Origin of the sequence: Paraburkholderia ferrariae NBRC 106233 (genome assembly GCF_000685035.1) — a bacterium.
GTDB lineage: Bacteria > Pseudomonadota > Gammaproteobacteria > Burkholderiales > Burkholderiaceae > Paraburkholderia > Paraburkholderia ferrariae.
The window spans coordinates 302,721-323,160 of the sequence record NZ_BAYB01000009.1 but is presented as its reverse complement, the minus strand read 5'-3'; the positions used below and the strand labels follow the sequence as shown (position 1 = coordinate 323,160).

Below are 20,440 nucleotides of genomic sequence, written 5' to 3'. Positions count from 1 at the left end.
GGATCCGCAGCTTACGAGGCTTGCGAGGCTTCGGGGGCACCCGAGGCACCCGCGGCGCCGGATGCACCCGAAGCGCCGTGCGGGCGATGGCCGTGGTGCGCGTGGGCGCCGCTCGCATCTGTCGCACCTGTCGCATCTGTGGCGGCGGCTGTACCGGCATCCGCGTCGCTGTTTGCGCCGGTATCCGCCGCCGCCGCGCTGGCACCGCTGGCACCGCTCGCCGCCGCCGCGCGCGCGGCCGCCGGGCGGATCTTCGCTCCGTCCGAGAGGCGGTCGAGACCGTCGGTCACGACGCGCTGGCCTGCCGCGAGGCCCGAGGCGATCACCGTGTTCTTGCCGTCGCTCGGGCCGAGCGTGACCTTGTGGACGGAGACCGTATTGTTGTCGTTCACGAGATAGACGTAGTTGCCGGGCGCGCCGGTCTGCACCGCGGGCGTGGGCACGAGCACCGCGTTCTGCAGCGTATCGACCAGCAGTTTCACGTTGACGAATTCGTTGGGGTAGAGCGCCTCGTCGTCGTTGGGCAGGCTCGCGCGCAGCGTGACGGTGCCGGTGGCCGTGGCCATCTGGTTGCTGATCGCGTAGAGCACGCCGGTGGCGAGCTGCTTCGAGTTGTCGCTGCTGTAGACCGTGACCGGCAGCTTCGCCCCCGTGCCGAACCGTTGCAGGACGTTGCCGAGCGTGTCCTGCGGCACCGGGAATTCGACGGTGGTGGGTTTCATCTGCGTGATGACGGCGATGCCGGGAGAACTCGACGCCGTCACGTAGTTGCCCGGATCGACCAGTTGCAGGCCCACACGGCCCGAAACCGGCGCCGTGATGTGGCAATACACGAGGTCGAGCGCGTACTGGGCGATGCTGGCCTTGTCGGCCTTCACGGCCGCTTCGTCCTGCTGGACGAGGAACACCTGGTCGCTATAGGTCTGCTCGGCAATCGACTTGCGCTCGTTCAGGAGCGTGTAGCGCGCGAGGTCGGAACGCGCCTGCGCGAGCGAGGCCTGATCCTTGGCGAGCTGCGCCTCGGCCTGCTGCTTGCTGATCTCGTACTGGCGCGGATCGATCTGGGCGAGGAACTGGCCTTTCTGCACGTCCTGGCCTTCGCGGTAGCCCACGGCCGTGAGGTAGCCGCTTAGCTGCGGCAGCACCGTGACCGTGGCGAGCGGCGTGATCGTGCCGAGCGCGGTGATGGTCTCGGGCATCGGGCCGAGCGTGGCCGTGGCCACCGTGACGACCTGCGCCGAGGCCGCGCGCTCGGGCTTCTTGCCGCGCACGATGTGGAGGATCACGAGCACGGCCAGCACGACCACGATGATCGCGATCACGAGCGGGCCGCGCCGCCTGCGCGGCGGCGTGCCCGGCGGCGGATTCTGGGGGGGCCTGGGCTGCGGGGTCGTTGCGTCGCTCACGCTTGCCTCCGTGCATCAACGGTCGCTGAAGGATGTTGGCTCGTTTCGATGCCGTGCCGGAAACTGTCGTATTGCTGCATACGCATTCTCATGGTTGTTGTGCCGGGCAAACGCAGCGAGGCCAGCTGCACCTGTTTCGGCCGAGTATGGAAGTCTAACCAGGTCGAACGCCAATTTCGAAACGTCAGTGAGTTGAAAGGTTTTGGCGCGTTACAACGAGGCGTTCCTGTGATGTCTTGTTACGAGTCGCGCTGAATCTGGCGTGAAAATGGCAGCATTGTCAGGAAAAGTAGAGCAAACGGGCGAAGCCTGAAAGGCAACCCGGCGGCCGAATATTGACAACTTGACAATGCCTTTGGTTTTTGCTGGTATACCAGCTATGAACCAGAAGCCCACCACGGTCGCGCTCGATCGCGACACCACCTACGCCGCCCTGAAGAGCCTGCTGCTTTCCGGCGAGATCGCGCCCGGCGAAGCCTTGTCGGAGCGCGCGCTCTCCGAGCGCTTCGGCGTGAGCCGCACGCCGGTGCGCGAGGCGATCCGCACGCTCGCGAACGACGGCCTGCTCGAAATCGTGCCGATGCGGGGCACCTTCGTGAAGCAGTTGAGCGTGAGCGACCTGCGCGAGATTCACGAGGCGCGCCTCGCCCTCGAAGGCATGGCCGCATGGCTGGCGGCGCAGCGCGGCGCAACGCCCGCGCTGCGCGAATGCGCCGACCGGCTGCGGGCGATGGCGGCCCCGCGCGCCCGCGTCGACGTGGACGCGGCGCAGCAGGTGGGCTGGCAGTTCCACGAAGCCATGTTCGCCGCGGCGAACAATGCGCGCCTGCTCGACATGTACCACGGCCTGCGCGTGCAGAACGGCCTCGCGCTGCAGCGCATCCCGCACTACGACCCGAAACGCACGCGCGAGGCGATCCGCGAGCACCTCGCGATCTTCGATGCGATTGCCGAAGGCCGCCCCGACGACGCGCAGCGCGCCGTGTGGGACCACCTGAATCACGCGCTCCAGGTGCGCCTGAAAACGCTCGTTCCCTCTTCGCCGGCCTGAGTTCGCGCCGCCGGCATTCCAGAAAGGTACTTCCCATGTCACGTACTGCCAGGAAACGTTTCGTCGCGCTGCCCCTCCAGATGCTGCTGGGGCTCGTGCTCGGCATTGCCTGTGGTTTCCTCGCGCCCGGTGTGGCCGGCAAGCTGATGCCGCTTGGCACCGCGTTCGTCCAGGCGGTCAAGATGATCGTCGTGCCGCTCGTGTTCACGGCGATCACGCTCGGCATCTATCAGATGGGGAACAACGCGCGTGCGCTGGGGCGCGTGTCGGCGATCAGCCTGATGTATTTCTTTGTGGCGACGGTCGTTTCGACCGTGATCGGGCTCGCACTGAACCAGCTGTTTCATCCGGGACTCGGCGCGCATCTCGCCGCGGCCGATCCGAAGATGAAGGTCGTCGCGACGTCGGTGGACTGGACGAAGTTCTTCCTCGACATGATCCCCTCGAATATCGTCGCCGCCATGGCGGGCTCGAACCTGCTGCCGGTGCTGTTCTTCGCGGTGCTGCTCGGCCTCGCGCTCGCCGCCACCGGCGAACGCGCCCGCCCGCTGGTGGCGATGCTCGACGCGCTCATGGGCGCCGTTTTCAAGGTGACCGACTGGGTCATCGCGGTGTCGCCGGTTGCCATCTTCGCGATCATCGCGTGGCTGTTCGCGACCCAGGGCGTCGGCACGATCGTAGCGCTCGTGAAGCTCGTCGGCACGATGTACCTCGGGCTCGGCGTGCTGTTCGTCCTGTTCCTGGTACTGCTGAAGATCATCGGCGAAAAGCCGCTCAAGGTCACGCGCGACATCGGCGAACCCGTGATCCTCGCGTTTGCGACGCGTTCCTCCGAAGCGACGCTGCCGCTGCACATGGAGAAGCTGATCGGCATGGGCGTGCCCAAGGCGATCGTCTCGGTCGTGCTGCCGCTCGGCTATGCGTTCAACCGGGACGGCTCGATCATGTACTTCGCGCTCGCCGTGGGTTTTCTCGCCGACGCCTACCACGTGCCGCTCACGATGCCGACCATGGTGTCGATCATCATCGTCACCGCGCTCGCCAGCAAGGGCAGTGCGAACGTGCCCTCGGGCGGGCTCGTGGCCATTGCCATGGTCCTCACGACGATCGGCGTCCCCGTCGAGGCGCTGGCGATCATCGCTGGCGTGGACGCATTCCTGGACATGGGGCGCACCGCGCTCAACGTCTACAGCAACACCGTGGCGGTGAAACTCGTCATGAAACTGGCAGGGATTCCTTACGAAGTGCCGGGGCAGTCGCTGGTGCCGGGCGAAGACCTTGCTGCCGCGGGGGACCCGGACCACGCCGCGCATGGCCGGGGGATCGCATGATCGATCTGCGCAGCGACACGGTCACGCAACCCACGCCTGCCATGTGGGACGCGATGCGTGCCGCATCGCTCGGCGACGACACGCTCGAAGGCGACGCGACCGTGCAGGCGCTCGAGGCGCTGGGCGCGTCGCGTGCCGGCAAGGATGCGGCGCTGTTCGTCGTCTCCGGCACGATGGGCAACCTGCTGGCATCGCTTTGCTACGCGACGCGGGGCGGCGAGGCCGTGCTGGACGCGCACGCGCATATGGCGAAGTCGGAAGCCGGCGGGGTCGCGAGAATCGCGCACCTGTACCCGGTGAGCGTGCCTTCGCGGTACGGCGAGATGGACCTGAACGTCCTCGCGGACGTGCTGCGGCCCGGCTTCTCCCGATACGGCCAGCCGACTGCGATGGTCTGCGTCGAGACGACCCACAACCATTCGGGCGGATATGTGCCGTCGCTTGGTTACATGGAACAGGTTCGCGGGCTTGCTTCGCACGCGGGCATTGCCGTGCACGCGGACGGCGCGCGCGCCTTCAATGCTGCGGTCTCGCTCGGGGTGGAGCTTGCGCAACTCGCCGCGCATTGCGACAGCATCACGTTGTGTTTGTCGAAGGGCCTGAGTGCGCCGATGGGATCGATACTGGCCGGCTCGCACGAGTTCATTGCGCAGGCCCGCACGTTCCGGCGCATGGTTGGCGGTGGCCTCAGGCAGGCGGGCATCATGGCGGCCGCCGGCGTGGTGGCGCTGGAAAGCATGGTCGAACGCCTCGCGGATGACCATCGGCGAGCGCAACGTCTGTGGCAGGGTCTCGCGGATCTCGACGCCACCCTGGTCGATCCCGCGCCCTCGCGCAGCAACATCGTCCGGCTGCGGGTGGACAAGCAGCGCACCGCCGATGCACGGGCCTGGGAGCACGCGCTCGAACAGCATGGCGTGCTCGCACGGGCGAGCGGTGCCGGCGCGCTGCGCCTCGTTACGCATCGGCACATCGAAGATGCAGACATCGAGCACGCGATCGATGCCATCGCACGGATTCGTGCGGAGTAGCAGCCGCATTGAATCCGCGTCCCGCCTTTTCCCCTCATCGAACGACATGGCGATTAAAGTACTCTGGCGTCACTTGTGAAATCGATGCTTCCGGGCCGCCGTATCGCATGCCGTCCGGACAGCATGGCATTGCCTGTACCGGGATAAACGCTCATCTTTTTCCATGCGGGTCCTTCGCTTACTCTGGGCGCTTTCCATCTTCACGAGCCCAACTCGCATGAGTCCCAGAATCGCTGTGTTGCCCGGTGACGGCATCGGCCCTGAAATCACGGCACAGGCCGTCAAGGTTCTCAATGCGCTCGGCCGTTCCTTCGAAATCGAAGAAGCGCCGGTGGGCGGCGCCGGCTACGCGGCATCCGGCCATCCCTTGCCCGAACGCACGCTCGCGCTGGCAAAATCCGCCGATGCGATTCTTCTCGGTGCCGTTGGCGACTGGCAATACGACCGGCTGGAACGGCCGCTGCGGCCCGAGCAGGCTATCCTCGGCCTGCGCAGGCAACTGGCGCTCTTCGTCAACCTGCGCCCGGCCATGCTGTACCCGGAGCTCGCCAGCGCTTCCACGCTGAAGGCGGAGGTGGTGTCCGGCCTCGACATCCTCATCATCCGCGACCTGACGGGGGACGTCTATTTCGGTGAACCGCGCGGCACGCGGCGCGCCTCCGATGGCCCCTTCAGCGGCTGTGCCGAAGGCTTCGACACGATGCGCTACAGCGCGCCGGAGATCGCACGCGTCGCGCATGTGGCATTTCGCGCAGCGCAGAAGCGCGGCAGGCGCCTTTGCAGCGTGGACAAGGCCAATGTGCTCGAAACCTCGCAGTTCTGGCGCGACACGATGACCGAGGTCGCGCGGGACTATCCCGACGTCGAGTTGACCCACATGTACGTCGACAACGCAGCCATGCAACTGGTGCGCGCGCCGAAGACTTTCGATGTAATCGTGACCGGCAACCTGTTCGGCGACATCCTTTCGGACGAGGCCGCGATGCTGACCGGGTCGATCGGCATGTTGCCGTCCGCTTCGCTCGATGCGAACGGCAAGGGCTTGTACGAGCCATCGCACGGATCGGCGCCGGACATTGCCGGCAAGGACATGGCGAATCCGCTCGCAACGATTCTGTCTGCGGCAATGATGCTGCGTCATTCGTTGAACTTGCCCAACGAGGCCGCGCGAATCGAGGCAGCGGTCCGGCGCGTGCTCGCGCAAGGGCTGCGCACGCCCGACATCTGGACAGCCGGTACGCATAAGGTCGGCACCGGCGAAATGGGCGATGCGGTCGCGGCGGCTCTCACGTAATCCTTGCGAGGCGGCGGCACGTTGACCTTCGCGCGAGCGATTGATGCAATGGAGGCACTTTCAAAACACCCTCCCGGTTCGCCGGGAGGGCGTTTCGTTTCGGTTCCTGCAATCCCCATGGAACCCGGAGAGGAAAGCACCTGTTGAAATCCGCGGGGAAACCCGCAGGGGATCGGAAGCCGGCCCCGGATAGGTGCGGTACGGCGACCACTCCAGTTACGACGCGCTCATTCTCCGGCTCGATGGCCAGGCGTTGGCCGGCGAGTTCGCGATGAAGGAGATTGCGGTCCGCCGTGTAGCGAGAGTAGAGTGCTTCGCTCCAGCTCCGGCGAGACCACCATGAACGATTCTGCGGACATCCGTTTCCTGCTAGCGATACAAGAGGCGGGCAGCCTCGTTGCGGCCGCGAGAACGCTGGGGATTTCACCGCCTGCGGTGACGCAGCGGCTGCAGCAGATCGAAAGGAAGCTGGATACCCGCCTCATCGACCGCACCGCCCGCCGGTTGCGATTCACGGAAGAGGGGGCGCTGCTGTGCCAGCGCGGCGCGCACCTGGTGCAACAGTTCGACGCGCTGTTCGAAGACTTGCGGGCGCGGCGAGGCGGGCTCGTGGGCACTGTGCGGATTCGTGCGCCGCTGGGGTTTGGGCGGCGCTATCTGGCTTCCGTGGTGTCCGGCTTCCAGCAAGACAATCCCGCCGTGGACATCGATCTCACGCTCACCGATCAGCCTCTGATCGAAACGGCCGACCGTTACGACATTGTGGTTCATATCGGCGAGCTGCCCGCGTCGAATCTGATCGGCTATGCGATTGCACCGAATGCGCGATTCCTCTGCGCCGCGCCGGCGTTCCTGAAGCATTTTCCGAACCCGGAGACGCCCGACGATCTCGCGCATCTGCCGTGCATCGTGCTGCGCGAGAACAATGAAGATGCGTCGCTCTGGCAGTTCCGCAAGGGCCGGGCGGCGCGCAGCGTCAGGGTTTCGTCGAGGTTGACCTGCAACGACGGCGAGGTGATTCGCCAATGGGCGCGCGAGGGCCGCGGCGTCATTCTTCGCTCCGAATGGGACGTGGCGGACGATATTGCGAAGGGCCGTCTAGTGCGCGTGCTGCCCTCATGGAAGGCCCGCGACGCCGATGTGATCGCGCTGACCCACAATCGTGCGGGACTGCCTGCCCGCACCCGCCAGTTCATGCAGTATTTGCAGGCGCAGTTCAGACCTGCACCGCCGTGGCGAAGCCAGCCGGCGCCGCGTTAATCATTCAATTTTCTTGAATGATTGATTTGGTCTGGATGAATGAGCGGCACCCAATCGAACTCTATACTGGATGCCATGAACGAACCGCACGCACAGGGAGTCCTCGCTCATGAATCCTCCAACCGCACCGGCTGCCTACCCGAAGGCAGTTCTCTTCGACCTCCTCACGGCGTTGCTCGATTCCTGGACCCTCTGGAATCGTGCCGCGGGCTCGGATGAGGCAGGCCGCGCGTGGCGCGCCGAATACCTGCGTCTGACCTATGGATGCGGCCGCTACGTCGCTTACGAACAACTGGTCCGGCAAGCCGCGGCGCGCTGCGGCCTGTCCGAATCCGTCGCGCACGCGCTCGAGGCCAACTGGCTGCAACTGACCCCGTGGAGTGGCGCGGTCGAGGTATTGCGGCAGCTTCAATCGCATTGCAAGCTTGCCATCGTGACCAACTGCTCGATCCGGCTCGGGCGCCAGGCGGCGGCCATCTTTCCCGTCAAATGGGATGTCGTGGTCACGGCGGAAGAAGCGGGAACCTACAAGCCGAGCCCCATTCCCTATCGCCTCGCGCTCGATACATTGGGCGTGGCGCCCCCGGAAGCTGCCTTCGTCGCCGGGTCGAGCTACGACATGTTCGGCACCGCCGCGGTCGGCTTGCGGACTTACTGGCACAACCGCGTCGGCCTGCCGCTGGCAGAAGGCGCGCCGCCCCCGGAAATCGAAGCGCCTACGCTCGATGCCCTCGTACCCTGGTGCAGCCGGTTTGGTGCGCCGGCACATAGCAACCCGTCTGTGTGAAATCATGAAACTCGACGAACTCGATACGCCCGCCGCCCTGATCGACGTGCCGCGGATGAACCGCAACATCGAACGCATGCAGGCGAGGATGAACGCCCTCGGTGTGCGGTTTCGCCCGCACGTGAAAACCACCAAATGCCTGGAGGTGGTGCGCGCGCAACTGGCGGCGGGTGCGACCGGCATCACGGTGTCAACGCTGAAAGAAGCGGAAGTGTTCTTTGCGGCTGGAATAACCGACATTCTCTATGCGGTGAGTATTGCGCCGTCGAAACTGCCGAGAGCGATGGCGCTCAGGCAGCAAGGCTGCGATCTGAAGCTGGTGGTCGATAGCGTCGGCGCGGCAGGCGAAGTGGCGAAGTTCTGCACCGAACTGGGGGAGACATTCGAAGTCTGGATCGAGGTCGATACGGACGGGCATCGTTCGGGGATCGCGCCGGAGCAGGATGCACTGCTCGAAATCGGGCGTATTCTGCATGACGGCGGTGTGAGGCCTGGCGGCGTGATGACGCATGCGGGGTCCAGCTACGAACTTCATACGCCCGAAGCGCTGGCTGCGCTCGCCGGGCAGGAGCGTTCGGGCTGCGTTCGTGCCGCGCAGCGGCTGCGCGATGCGGGCTTCCCCTGCGAGGCCGTGAGCGTCGGCTCGACGCCCACGGCGTTATCCGCCGGGAAGCTCGATGGCGTGACCGAGGTGCGCGCCGGCGTCTATGTCTTCTTCGATCTCGTGATGCACAACGTGGGCGTATGCTCGACCGACGATATTGCCTTGAGCGTGCTCACGACGGTGATCGGCCATCAGCCCGAAAAAGACTGGGTGATGCTGGACGCGGGCTGGATGGCGATGAGCCGCGACCGCGGAACCTCGAAGCAGGCGCTGGATTTCGGATATGGCCTGCCGTGCACACTCGACGGCACGCCCTTGACTGGCTGGGTATTGAGTAGTGCGAACCAGGAGCACGGTATTTTGTCGCCCGCGCCAGGAACCCGGCAGGGGCAGCATCTGGCGGCGCACTTGCCGATTGGAACGAAGCTGCGCATTCTGCCTAACCACGCCTGCGCAACGGGTGCTCAGTTCCCCGAGTATCGCGCGCTTTACGCCGATGGCGAAACAACCGTATGGAGCCGTTTTCATGGCTGGTGACGAATCGAAGGCGCGGTTGCCGCGCCTGGAAAACCCGTCGAATCTCGCGACGCCGGGCGGCCACTATAGTCACGTTGCGATCGCAAACGGGCTGGTATTCGTGTCCGGGCAGTTGCCGATCGATGCCCAGGGCCGCAAGTTGACGGACGCCACGTTCGAGGTGCAGACGAGGCAGGTGCTGGCAAATCTCGCGGCAGCGCTGGAAGGTGCGGGCAGCCGCATCGCGCAACTGGTGCAGGTGCGCGTCTATCTGGCCGACATCGAGCTTTGGCCCAGTTTCAATCAGATCTACGCGGAGTGGGCGGGCGATGCGCGGCCGGCACGCGCCATCGTGCCGACCGGGCCGCTCCACTTCGGCTTCAAGATCGAGATCGAGGCGACGGCAATGCTTTGAGGCGGCCTGGAGGCGCGCACGAATCACAGGCCGTTCGGCTTCTCCAGCAACCCGCGCAACGAACGCCGCATCACCTTGCCCGTGGCCGTGAGCGGCAGGCTCTCCACGAAGTGAATCTGGCGCGGGTACTCGTGCGCCGCGAGCCGCGTGCGCACGTGCTGCTGGATCTCGCGCACGAGCGCTTCGTCGCCGGTAAAACCCGCGTTGAGCACGACAAAGGCCACCACGACCTCGGTGCGCGCGGCGTCCGGTGCGCCGACCACGGCCGCCATGCAGACGGCCGGATGCTTGAGGAGCGTGTCTTCGATCGCGCCGGGGCCGATGCGGTAGCCCGCACTCGTGATGACGTCGTCGTCGCGGCCGACGAAGCGGAAGTAGCCTTCGGCGTCGCGCGTGCCCTGGTCGCCCGTGAGGAGCCAGCGGCCGCGAAACTTCTCGCGCGTGGCAGTTTCGTTGTGCCAGTAGCCGAGGAACATCACGGGATCGGGCGCGGCAATCGCGATGTTGCCGATCGCGCCGTCGGGCAGCACGCGGCCCGCTTCGTCCACGATGGCGACCTCATGGCCCGGCACCGCGCGCCCGATGGCCCCCGGCACGGGTTCAAAGAGCGCCGCGCAGGAAGAGAGCACGACGTTGCATTCGGTCTGCCCGTAGAACTCGTTGATGGTGACGCCTAGCACGCTCTCGCCCCACGCGATCAACTCGGCGCCCAGCGATTCGCCGCCGCTCGCAACGGAGCGCAGCGCGAGCGGCCAGCGCCCCGGTTGCTCGACCGTGCGCATCATCTTGAGCGCGGTGGGCGGCAGGAAGGTGTGCGTGACACCGTGACGGGCCATCAGGTCGAAGGCGGCTTCGCCGTCGAACTTCGCGAAGCGCCGCGCGAGCACCGGTACGCCGTGGTGCCACGAAGGCAGCAGCACGTCGAACAGGCCGCCGATCCAGGCCCAGTCGGCCGGCGTCCACATGAGGCGTGCGCCGCGGGGAAAGCCCTGCTGCGAGACTTCGACGCCCGGCAGATGCCCGGGCAGCACCCGGTGCGCGTGCAGCGCGCCCTTCGATTTGCCCGTGGTGCCCGAGGTGTAGATGATGATGGCCGGATCGTCGGCGGCGGTATCGACGGGCGTGAAGGCAGGGGAGGCCGCGTGTACGTCGGCCCAGAACGCGCGCGTGCCGGGCGGCAGCGCGTCGGGTTCCGCATCGGCGAGCCACACGTCGCGCAGCGCCGGCAGTGCCGCGCGGATTGCCGCGAGCTTCCCATAGCCCTGGCTATCGGTCACGAGCGCCACCGTGCCGCTGTCGCCCAGGCGATGCTCGATCGCATCCACGCCGAAGAGCGCGAAGAGCGGCACGGCCACCATGCCCGCCTTGTAGATGGCGAGATGCGCGATGGCGGTTTCGGGCGCCTGCGGCAGGAACACGGCGACCCGGTCGCCCGGCTGGGCGCCGCTCGCGCGCAGCACGTTCGCGTAGCGGTCCGAAAGCGTTTTCAGTTCGTCGAAGGTGTAGCGCGTTTCGCGGCCTTCCGCGTCTTCGAAGATCAGGGCCAGTCGGCCGCTGCCGTCGGCCCATTTATCGCAGGCATCCACGCCGATGTTGTAGCGCGCGGGAATCTGCCATTCGAATGCGCGCGTGACGCTTTCCCAGCTTTGCCCTTCGAGATCCATGCCTGCTCCGTTCCGTCGAACGCGCTGCCGGCCCTGCCGCAGCGCTTGAAGTCGAGTAAAAATCGCATCGACGTTCAATATAGCGCAGGCGGGCAGGCTGCCCTTGCGGCGCGGGCTCAGGCGATGCCGTCGGGTGCACCGCCGCCGTGCGTGGCGATTGCGCCGTAGCACGCGGGCCGGCGGTCGCGGAACACGCCCCACGCACGCCGTTTTTCCGCGAGCGCATCGAGGTCGAACTCCGCCGTGATGATCGCGCTTTCGGTGCGGTTGCATTCGGCGATCTTCTCGCCGTCCGGGCCGCCGATGAAGGAACTGCCGTAGAAGGTGATCGCGCCGGTCTCGCCGGTTTCGGTGCCGATGCGGTTGCTCGCCACGAGCGGCATCACGTTCGCGGCGGCGTGGCCGCGCTGCACGTTTTGCCAGTGCGTGCGCGAGTTGAGAGAGGCGTCGTGCGGCTCGCTGCCGATCGCCGTGGGGTAGAAGAGGATTTCCGCGCCCGCGAGCGCCATCGCCCGCGCGCATTCCGGAAACCACTGGTCCCAGCAGATGCCCACGCCGATGCGCCCGTAGGCCGTGTCCCAGACCTTGAAGCCGGTGTCGCCGGGCGTGAAGTAGTACTTCTCGGTGTAGCCGGGGCCGTCGGGGATATGGGTCTTGCGGTACACGCCGAGCGCGCTGCCGTCGGCGTCGAAGATCGCAATCGAGTTGAACTGGGTCTGGCCCGCGCGCTCGAAGAAGCTCACCGGCAGCACGACCGAAAGCTCGCGCGCGAGCGCCGCGAAGCGGCCAAGCCAGGGATGCTGCGCGTACGGCTGGGCTAGCGCGAGGTGCGCGGGGTTCTGGTCGATGCAGAAGTAGGGCGTTTCGAAAAGCTCCTGCAACAGCACGATCTGCGCGCCGGCGCGCGCCGCCTGGCGCACGGTTTCTTCCGCCTGCGCGAGATTGCCTGCGATATCCCAGCTCGCCGCCATCTGCGTAGCGGCCACTACGACCTTTCTCATCGTCTTCGCTCTCATGCGGCCTGGGCGGCCGCGGTTCTCGTTGCCTGTTGTTGCCGACGGCCGGGATGGCCGAGGCACGTTGGCTGTGATAATAAGTCAATAAATATGGGCCGTTCTGTGCCTGATCTGCATACCGCTTGTGCGACAAAAGAAATAATCGGAGAGGATGACCCCTATGGCCCGTATCGACTTGCTGGTCGCAATCGAAACCTTCGTCTGCGCCGTCGAAGCGGGCAGCCTCAGCGGCGCGGCGCGGCGGCTCGACAAGACGCCTTCGGCGGTGACGAAGGCCATCGCCGGGCTCGAAGCCGCGCTGGGCGTGCGGCTCTTCGAGCGCACCACGCGCACGCTCGCGCTCACGGAAGGCGGCCGGCTCTATCTCGCGACGGCCACGGAGGTCCTGCAACGGCTCGCCGACGGCGCGCGGCAGCTCTCCGAGCACGACGACGAACCGCGCGGCCCGCTGCGCGTTACGGCGGCGCACTCGTTCGGCCAGGCGGTGCTGGCGCCGCTGGCCACGCCCTTCAGCCTGGCGTTTCCGCGCGTTCAGCTCGAGATCGCGCTGTCCGACCGCTATGTCGATATCGTGGGCGAAGGCTTCGACCTGGCGCTGCGCATGGGCAACTACGATCTGCCGAGCCAGATCGTCAAACCCATCGGCTCGAACCGCAGCCTGTTGTGCGCGAGCCCGGAATACCTCGCGCGGCATGGCGTGCCGGCCACGCCCGAGGCGCTGGCGAGCCACGCGTGCATTGCTTACCGGCACCCGGCGCTTTCCAGCGTCTGGCGCTTCAGCCGCGAAGGCACGGGCGCGGGCCAGGGCGAGGTGGCGATCGAGCCGCGCGGCTCCATCGCCACGGACAGCTACGAGCTTGCGCGCGCCGCGGCAACGGGCGGCGCGGGCATTCTGCCCTGCCTCTACTGGAGTGTCGTGCCGGAGCTGGAGAGCGGCCGGCTCGTGCCGTTTCTCACCGATTGGCGCTTCAGTTGCCCGTGCTTTGGCGAGGAATGGGTGTGCGCGGTGTATCCGGTGAGCCGGCGCGGGTCCGCGAAGATCCTGCGGCTGATCGAGATGCTGCAGGCACGGCTCGCCGATGGCGAAGCGCGCGTGGCCGCCGTGACGGTTGCGCTGGCGGCCCGCTGACCGGAAGGGCGGCGGCGAGGTTCGCTTCATCATTCCTGGTCTTATACGACAACATATCTCATAAAGCCGATGCTGCGCTCGAAAAGGAGCGGCTTGATGTTCAAACGAAAATCCTGATTTTGCCGCGAATCGCTGCAAGCCCTAGGTGGCTGTACTGGTGTTCCGCGCGGAAAGGTCTTCTGGATAAGGCTTTGCGGCCTGATCGTCGTTGCTGCTCGCTGGTTTTCCCTGGTTTTTGAATGTTCGTTTAGTGATACGATGACTGACGATAAATGCGTTCCGATGTTCGAATTCGAGCATCGGCGAACGTCGAACGTCGATGGCGGGGGCGACACCCCCCGGTCTGAACGTGGATGGAGACGGACTTTGAGAACAGTCATTGGCCTGCGCTGGTGGATCATCGCGCTCGTGTGCTGCGGGACCATCGTGAACTACCTGTCGCGCAATGCGCTCGGCGTCATGGCGCCCGAGCTGAAAACCCTGCTGCCTATGAGCACCCAGCAGTATTCGTATGTGGTGGGGGCGTTTCAGGTCGGCTACACGATCATGCAGCCGGTGTGCGGGCTGGTGGTCGATCTGATCGGCCTGCGCATCGGCTTTGCGCTCTTTGCGTGTCTCTGGTCCGCCACCGGGGTGCTGCACGGTCTGGCGGAAAGCTGGATGTCGCTCGCCGCGCTGCGCGGCCTGATGGGGCTCTCGGAGGCCGTCGCCATTCCCGCCGGCATGAAGGTGGTGGCGGAATGGTTTCCGAATCGCGAGAAGTCGGTGGCGGTCGGCTACTTCAACGCCGGGACGTCGCTGGGCTCGCTGCTCGCGCCGCCGCTTGTCGTGTTCCTCTCGCTGCGCTACGGCTGGCAAAGCGCATTCGCGGTGACGGGCGCGCTGGGCTTCGTGTGGGCGGGGCTCTGGTACTGGCTCTATCGGCCGCCGGCTGCACACCCTCGCATCGGCCGGAAGGAACTGGCGACCATCGCCGAAGGGCAGACGCCTTATGAGTCCGCGTCCACGGATCACCGCAAGGTCCGTGCGGTGCTCGGCACGCGGCGTTTCTGGGCGATCGCGCAGGCGCGCTTCTTCGCGGAGCCGGCCTGGCAGACCTTCAGCTTCTGGATTCCCCTGTACCTCGCCACCGAACGCCACATGGACCTGAAGCAGATCGCGCTCTTCGCGTGGCTGCCGTTTCTCGCGGCGGACCTGGGCGGGCTCTTCGGCGGCTATCTCTCGCCGTTCCTGATGAAGCGCCTGCGCGTGCCGCTGATCGCCTCGCGCATTACGGGGGTGGTGCTGGGCGCGTTCATGATGATCGGCCCCGCATGCATCGGCCTCGTTGCTTCGCCCTACCAGGCCATCGCGCTCTTCTGCGTGGGCGGCTTCGCGCACCAGATGATTTCGGCGCTCGTCAACACGCTGGCGGCCGACGTATTCGAGCCCGGCGAAGTGGGCACCGTGGCGGGCTTCGCCGGCATGGCGGCCTGGATCGGCGGCTTGGGTTTTTCGCTGATCGTGGGCGCGCTGGCCGACAAGATCGGCTATACGCCGCTCTTCGGCGCGCTGGGCGCCTTCGACCTGATCGGCGCGACGCTGCTCGTCATCCTGATGCGCGGCGCCTCGCGCACCCGGCGGCGGCAACCTGTCGATCACGGCGCAGGCCGGGCGGCATGAATCGATCGAACTGGAAACACAACATGGCTGATTTGAAGAACCGACCATACTTTCAGGTCTCCGAACAGAATGGCAGCCGGATCGTGCTGGCGTCCGGCGGCAGCGAGAGGATCGAGCTCTACGTGCTCGCGGACGACATCATGCGCGTCCTGGTCTTGCCGAAAGGCGAGCTTCAGGGGCCGCGCACCTGGGCGATTGCGCCAGGCCAGGAAGACGTGCCGGTGGAAGGGCGCGAGCGGCGCGACCTGAGCGGGTTCGATCCCGTGGCGTTTGGCGTTACGCACGATGCGGACCGGCTGGTGGTGCAAACGCGTCTGGTGCGACTCACGGTGGCGCTGGACGGCGGCTTCTGCTCGTGGGAGCTCATGCGCGACGGTGCGTGGCACGCCGTGATGAACGACCGCAGAACGCAGGCCTATAACTTCGGCTGGTGGGACGAGCGCGTCTATCACTATGTCGAGCGGCAGCGCGGCGAGATGTACGTGGGCCTCGGCGAGCGGGCAGGCGCACTCGATCGCGCGAACCAGAGCTACGAAATGCGTAATATCGACGCAATGGGCTACAGCGCGCGCACGACCGACCCGCTCTACAAGCACATTCCGTTTTACGTCACGTGGCAGCCGCAGACATCGCTGGGGTTCGGCCTCTTCTACGACACGCTGGCCGACTGCCGGTTCGACATGGGCCGCGAGCTCGACAACTATCACGGCCACTACCGGCACTTCGTCGCGGAGCACGGCGATCTCGACTACTACTTCATCGCCTCCGCGCAAACGCCGCTGAACGCGGTGCGCCGCTTCACCTGGCTCACGGGGCGGCCGGCGTTCATGCCGAAGTGGGGTCTCGGTTATTCCGGCTCCACCATGAGCTATACCGACGCGCCCGATGCGCAGCGCCGCATGGGCGAATTCATCGAGCGCTGCCGCGAGCACGATATTTTGTGCGACTCGTTTCATTTGTCGTCGGGCTATACGTCGATCGGGCCGAAGCGCTATGTCTTCAACTGGAACCACGAAAAATTCCCCGACATCGAAGGATTCGTGCACGGCTATCTGCGCGAGGGCGTGCGCCTGTGCGCGAACATCAAGCCCTGCCTGCTGCAAGATCATCCGGCCTTTGCCGAAGCCAAAATATCTGGACTACTGATCGAATCGCGCGAGGGCGATCCCGCATGGGTACAGTTCTGGGACGAAGTCGGCGCGTATCTGGACTTCACGAATCCGGACACCCTCGCATGGTGGAAGTCGCGCGTGAAGGAGAGCCTGCTGCGCTTCGGCATTGCGTCCACGTGGAACGACAACAACGAGTTCGAGATCTGGACGCCCGACGCCATCGCCCGCGGCTTCGGCAAACCTTTCCCGGCCCATCGGGCCAGGGTGCTGCAAACCCAGTTGATGATGCGCGCCTCGCGCGATGCGCAGCGCGAGCATGCGCCTCACAAGCGGCCTTTCCTGGTGTCGCGCTCGGGTGGCGTGGGGATGCATCGCTACGTGCAGACCTGGTCGGGCGACAACTACACCTCGTGGGAGACGCTGCGCTACAACCTCAAGATGGGCCTCGGCCTTGCGATGTCGGGCGTGTCGAACAGCGGGCACGACATCGGCGGGTTTTCGGGGCCGGCGCCCGGACCGGAACTGCTGCTGCGCTGGGTGGCGTTCGGCATTTTCCTGCCGCGCTTTTCGATTCATTCGTGGAACGACGACGGCACCGTCAACGAGCCGTGGATGTACCCCGAGGCAACGCAGCAGATTGCCGGTCTCATCAAGCTGCGCTACCGGCTCATGCCCTATCTGTACGAACTGCTGTGGCAGTCGCACCGCGCATACGAGCCCGTGCTGCGGCCCCTGTTTGCCGAGTTCCCCAACGACCCGCGCTGCCTTGCCGAGAGCGACGACATGATGCTCGGCACAGCGCTGCTCGTGGCGCCCGTGGTGGAAGAAGGGCAGCGCGAGCGCGAGGTTTATCTGCCGGACGGCGCGCGTTGGGCGGCTTACTGGGGCGGCGAAGTGTACGCGGGCGGGCAGTGCGTGACGCTGCCGGCGCCCTTCGGGCAACCGGTCATGTTGCTGCGTGAAGGATGTGTGATGCCGTTGAACGTGGCGGAGCAGCATTTTGCGCAGCCTGCCGACGAGCGCGCGTTCATGGCGGTGCCGTACGCGGGCGCCGGTGTGGCGCAGGGCGGCTGCGTGGAGGACGACGGCGAAACCGAGGCGTGGCGCGATGGCGCGCAGGGGCGCTGGCAGATCGCCATCGCAAGCGACGCGGCCACGCTGCGCATTTCCGTCGAGCGCACCGGAACGATGCTCCGCGAGCAAAGCCATGTCCAGATCCATATACCGGCTTCCGACACCCGCACCGTAGCGAGTCCGAATGCGGCAGTAACCGACGATTCCCTCTCTGACGGCTGGCGCCGTTTGACCTTGCTTCTCGCCCATTAAAAGCACGGCCTGCGTGACCGGAGGGGTCGCGCATTCCATCCTGGAGATTCTTCGACATGCAAACGATCAAGCGCACGCGCGGGCGTGCATGGGTCTTCTCGTGCCTGCCGCTGGCGGGCGCGGTTCTCGCGGCCGATGCTTCGGCGCAAAGCAGCGTCACGCTGTACGGCGTGATCGACAACGCGCTCGCCTATTCCAGCAATCAGCACGGGCAGTCCAACTTCTACATGAGCCAGGGCAATCTGCAGGCGAGCAAGTTCGGCCTGCTCGGCGCAGAGGACCTGGGCGGCGGCACGCAGGCGATCTTCCGGCTGGAAAGCGGCTTCAATTCGATCACCGGCGCGCAGGGCAGCCCGGGCTACCTGTTCAACCGGCAGGCGTACGTGGGCTTCAGCAACCGCCAGTACGGCACGCTCACGCTCGGCCGGCAGTACACGCCGTACTTCAACATGGTGGGCGCGCTCGGGCCCACCAGCGCGCTCACGGGCGCGACAGGCGCGCACCCCGGCGATCTGGATGCGCTCGATACCACGTTGCGCTTCAATAATTCGATCACCTATACATCGGCAAGCTTCGCGGGCCTCGTGTTCTGCGCGCAGTACGGCCTGGGCGGCACGCCCGGCAGCGTCACCAACGGCAGCAATCTCAGCGCGGCAACGCGCTACGACTATCAGGACTTTTCGGCAGCCGTGGGCTACGTCAAGCTCAAGAACATCACGACGAGCCCGTCGCTCGGCACCTTCGCGGACAACTCGCCGGTCAACAGCGGCTACGCGAGTGCCAACAGCGTGCAGATGGTGGCCGCGGCCGCGCGCTACACCTTCAGCCGCCTGATGGTGGGGCTGAACTATTCGAACGTTCAGTACGCGCCCGGTTCGCATTCGCTCTTCGAGAGCGAGGCCGTGTTCAACACGTATGGCGCCATTGCGACGTACCAGTTCACGCCGGCCGTGTACGCCGGCATCGGCTACAGCTATACGCGCGCCAGCAAGGCCAACGGCATCGACGATCCGGCCCGGTACCACCAGGTTTCGCTGGAGCAGACCTGCAGCGTGTCGAAGCGGACCACGTTCTATGCGATCGAGGGCTATCAGCACGCGAGCGGCAAGTCGCTCGTCGCCTCGGGCTCGGGGACGACGATTGCCGACGCCGTGGCCGTGGTCGGCGACTCGCAGAACACCACGCCCTCGTCGGGGCCCTCGCAGTTCGTCGGCATGGTCGGCATTCGCCATGCGTTCTGATCGGGGCAGGCCGGCGCCTGGCGGCTCAGGCCCCGCAGTTGCCGGATGAATCCCCGCGGGGACTCGTCCGACAACGTATAATTAGAGGCTAAACGACTAGCCCGCCAAGGAGGGTTCGATGGCAGAGCCGCTTGCCACGCCCACGTCCATCCCCACGCCGCTGCCCAGCCGCACCCGCAATCTCGCCGAACAGGTGGTGGCCTGGGTCAACGAGCAGATCGCCACGCGCTCGCTCAAGCCGGGCGACAAGCTGCCAACCGAAAGCAGCCTGATGTCCCTGCTCGGCGTGAGCCGCACGGTGGTCCGCGAGGCCATTTCGCGCCTGCAGGCCATGTCCGTCATCGAGACGCGTCACGGCATCGGCAGCTTCGTGCTCGAACCGCGCCGCGAACCGTTCGACATCGCGGTCGTGCCGGCCAGCACGTTGAGCGACGTGCTTTCGGTGCTCGAACTGCGCATCAGTCTGGAAACGGAATGTGCGGGCCTCGCGGCCCAGCGCGCAAGCGAGCGCGATCTGGCGAGCATTCGCGGCGCGCTCGAAGCGATCGGCGAGGCCACGCGCACGGGCGGCGACAGCGCCGCCGCCGACCTGCAGTTCCATGTTGCGGTGGCGCGGGCAACGGGCAATCGCTACTTCGTCGATATCCTCACGCAGATGGGCGCGGCGCTGATTCCGCGGCACCGCATCGATTCGGCGGGTATCGCGAAGACGGACCCGCAGGCGTATGCGGAACTCGTGAACCGCGAGCACGAAAGCATCTTCGACGCGATTGCGCGGCACGATCCCGAAGGTGCGCGCGCGGCAATGCGCATGCATCTGTCGAGCAGCCGCGAGCGGTTGAGGCGCGCGGCCGCGGCTGCGGGGGAACAGGGCCGTGTTTGAGTGCAGGTGGGGCGGAACACAGCCCGTGTTTGATCGATCGATGGCAAACTTCACTGCTTAACGCGTTGCCAGGGGAAGAACTCATGCGCCCGTCCGTTGCCCTTGATTTGAAGCGAAATGCCATCCGCGAAGCCGCGAGCCGGTTTCGCACGGCGAATCCACGCATCTTCGGTTCGGTGTTGCGCGGGACGGATCAAGACGGCAGCGACCTCGATTTGCTGGTCGATGCGTTGCCTGGCGCGACGCTATTCGATCTGGGGGGGCTGCAGGACGAATTGGAGTCGTTGCTCGGCGTCCACGTCGATCTGCTGACCCCGGCCGATCTACCGCCGAAATTCCGCGCGAGGGTGCTGGCGGAGGCGCAACCGGTATGAACGAAAACCGGTTGTCCGATTACCTGGATCACATACGGCAGGCTGCGATGGACGCATGCGGCTTCATTGGCGGCATGGTCAAGGATGATTTTCTGCAGGACAAGCGTACGCAACGAGCGGTCGTCATGAGTCTCCTCATCATTGGCGAGGCGGCCACGAAAGTGATGGACGGTTACGCCGATTTCACGAAAGCTCATCCCGAAGTGCCTTGGCGCAGCATGCGTGGCATGCGCAATCGCATCGCCCATGGCTACTTCGATATCAAATTTGACGAGCTCGTGACAGAAGCAACTTTCTTGTCTACCGGCGGCTCTTATTGATCCCGTTGGACGAGCTTT

General features: G+C 65.8%; 18 protein-coding genes. 15 read left to right on the top strand and 3 right to left on the bottom strand.

The window, feature by feature from the left end; genetic code table 11:
- Window positions 1-11: 11 nt before the first annotated feature.
- The gene (locus tag BFE01S_RS38375; RefSeq protein ID WP_084169752.1) at window positions 12-1,406 is read right to left on the bottom strand and encodes an efflux RND transporter periplasmic adaptor subunit; all 1,395 of its coding nucleotides are present in this window, start codon (window positions 1,404-1,406) and stop codon (window positions 12-14) included.
- 379 nt (window positions 1,407-1,785) lie between these two features.
- Here BFE01S_RS38375 and BFE01S_RS11990 point away from each other — a divergent pair, with 379 nt between their 5' ends.
- From BFE01S_RS11990 to BFE01S_RS11955, 8 genes are all read left to right on the top strand, one after another.
- Complete coding sequence (locus tag BFE01S_RS11990) at window positions 1,786-2,457, top strand: GntR family transcriptional regulator (RefSeq protein WP_028225705.1); 672 nt, start codon at window positions 1,786-1,788, stop codon at window positions 2,455-2,457.
- 35 nt (window positions 2,458-2,492) lie between these two features.
- The gene (locus BFE01S_RS38370; RefSeq protein ID WP_245621088.1) at window positions 2,493-3,788 is read left to right on the top strand and encodes a dicarboxylate/amino acid:cation symporter; all 1,296 of its coding nucleotides are present in this window, start codon (window positions 2,493-2,495) and stop codon (window positions 3,786-3,788) included.
- Window positions 3,785-4,819 carry a GntG family PLP-dependent aldolase gene (locus tag BFE01S_RS11980; protein ID WP_028225704.1) on the top strand — a complete coding sequence of 345 codons (1,035 nt, stop codon included), beginning with the start codon at window positions 3,785-3,787 and terminating at the stop codon, window positions 4,817-4,819. Before BFE01S_RS38370 ends, BFE01S_RS11980 begins: the two co-directional genes overlap by 4 nt.
- A 217-nt stretch (window positions 4,820-5,036) precedes the next feature.
- Window positions 5,037-6,113 carry a 3-isopropylmalate dehydrogenase gene (leuB, locus tag BFE01S_RS11975; protein ID WP_042337523.1) on the top strand — a complete coding sequence of 359 codons (1,077 nt, stop codon included), beginning with the start codon at window positions 5,037-5,039 and terminating at the stop codon, window positions 6,111-6,113.
- 339 nt (window positions 6,114-6,452) lie between these two features.
- Complete coding sequence (locus BFE01S_RS11970) at window positions 6,453-7,373, top strand: LysR family transcriptional regulator (protein WP_028225702.1); 921 nt, start codon at window positions 6,453-6,455, stop codon at window positions 7,371-7,373.
- Window positions 7,374-7,482: 109 nt separating this feature from the next.
- A complete protein-coding gene (locus tag BFE01S_RS11965; RefSeq protein ID WP_028225701.1) occupies window positions 7,483-8,160 on the top strand; it encodes an HAD-IA family hydrolase in 678 nt (225 codons plus the stop codon).
- A 4-nt stretch (window positions 8,161-8,164) separates the two neighbouring features.
- Entirely contained in the window at window positions 8,165-9,301 is a 1,137-nt protein-coding gene (locus tag BFE01S_RS11960; protein ID WP_028225700.1) for a DSD1 family PLP-dependent enzyme, read from the top strand.
- A complete protein-coding gene (locus tag BFE01S_RS11955; protein WP_028225699.1) occupies window positions 9,291-9,695 on the top strand; it encodes a RidA family protein in 405 nt (134 codons plus the stop codon). The genes BFE01S_RS11960 and BFE01S_RS11955 overlap by 11 nt, the downstream gene beginning before the upstream one ends.
- Before the next feature lie 23 nt (window positions 9,696-9,718).
- Here BFE01S_RS11955 and BFE01S_RS11950 read toward each other — a convergent pair whose 3' ends face one another.
- On the bottom strand, window positions 9,719-11,359 hold the full coding sequence (locus BFE01S_RS11950) for an acyl-CoA synthetase (protein WP_028225698.1): 1,641 nt from the start codon (window positions 11,357-11,359) through the stop codon (window positions 9,719-9,721).
- Between the two features lie 116 nt (window positions 11,360-11,475).
- The gene (gene aguB, locus BFE01S_RS11945) at window positions 11,476-12,360 is read right to left on the bottom strand and encodes an N-carbamoylputrescine amidase (RefSeq protein WP_028225697.1); all 885 of its coding nucleotides are present in this window, start codon (window positions 12,358-12,360) and stop codon (window positions 11,476-11,478) included.
- Between the two features lie 175 nt (window positions 12,361-12,535).
- Here aguB and BFE01S_RS11940 point away from each other — a divergent pair, with 175 nt between their 5' ends.
- From BFE01S_RS11940 to BFE01S_RS38365, 7 genes are all read left to right on the top strand, one after another.
- Window positions 12,536-13,504 (top strand): LysR family transcriptional regulator, encoded by a 969-nt coding sequence (locus BFE01S_RS11940; RefSeq protein ID WP_028225696.1) that lies wholly within the window; start codon window positions 12,536-12,538, stop codon window positions 13,502-13,504.
- Window positions 13,505-13,870: 366 nt separating this feature from the next.
- Complete coding sequence (locus tag BFE01S_RS11935) at window positions 13,871-15,166, top strand: MFS transporter (protein WP_028225695.1); 1,296 nt, start codon at window positions 13,871-13,873, stop codon at window positions 15,164-15,166.
- A 23-nt stretch (window positions 15,167-15,189) separates the two neighbouring features.
- Complete coding sequence (locus BFE01S_RS11930; RefSeq protein ID WP_028225694.1) at window positions 15,190-17,604, top strand: glycoside hydrolase family 31 protein; 2,415 nt, start codon at window positions 15,190-15,192, stop codon at window positions 17,602-17,604.
- A 56-nt stretch (window positions 17,605-17,660) separates the two neighbouring features.
- Entirely contained in the window at window positions 17,661-18,845 is a 1,185-nt protein-coding gene (locus tag BFE01S_RS11925; protein WP_028225693.1) for a porin, read from the top strand.
- 118 nt (window positions 18,846-18,963) lie between these two features.
- On the top strand, window positions 18,964-19,728 hold the full coding sequence (locus BFE01S_RS11920; RefSeq protein WP_028225692.1) for a FadR/GntR family transcriptional regulator: 765 nt from the start codon (window positions 18,964-18,966) through the stop codon (window positions 19,726-19,728).
- Window positions 19,729-19,811: 83 nt separating this feature from the next.
- The gene (locus BFE01S_RS11915; RefSeq protein WP_028225691.1) at window positions 19,812-20,102 is read left to right on the top strand and encodes a nucleotidyltransferase family protein; all 291 of its coding nucleotides are present in this window, start codon (window positions 19,812-19,814) and stop codon (window positions 20,100-20,102) included.
- On the top strand, window positions 20,099-20,422 hold the full coding sequence (locus BFE01S_RS38365; RefSeq protein ID WP_042337522.1) for a HepT-like ribonuclease domain-containing protein: 324 nt from the start codon (window positions 20,099-20,101) through the stop codon (window positions 20,420-20,422). Before BFE01S_RS11915 ends, BFE01S_RS38365 begins: the two co-directional genes overlap by 4 nt.
- Window positions 20,423-20,440: the final 18 nt, after the last annotated feature.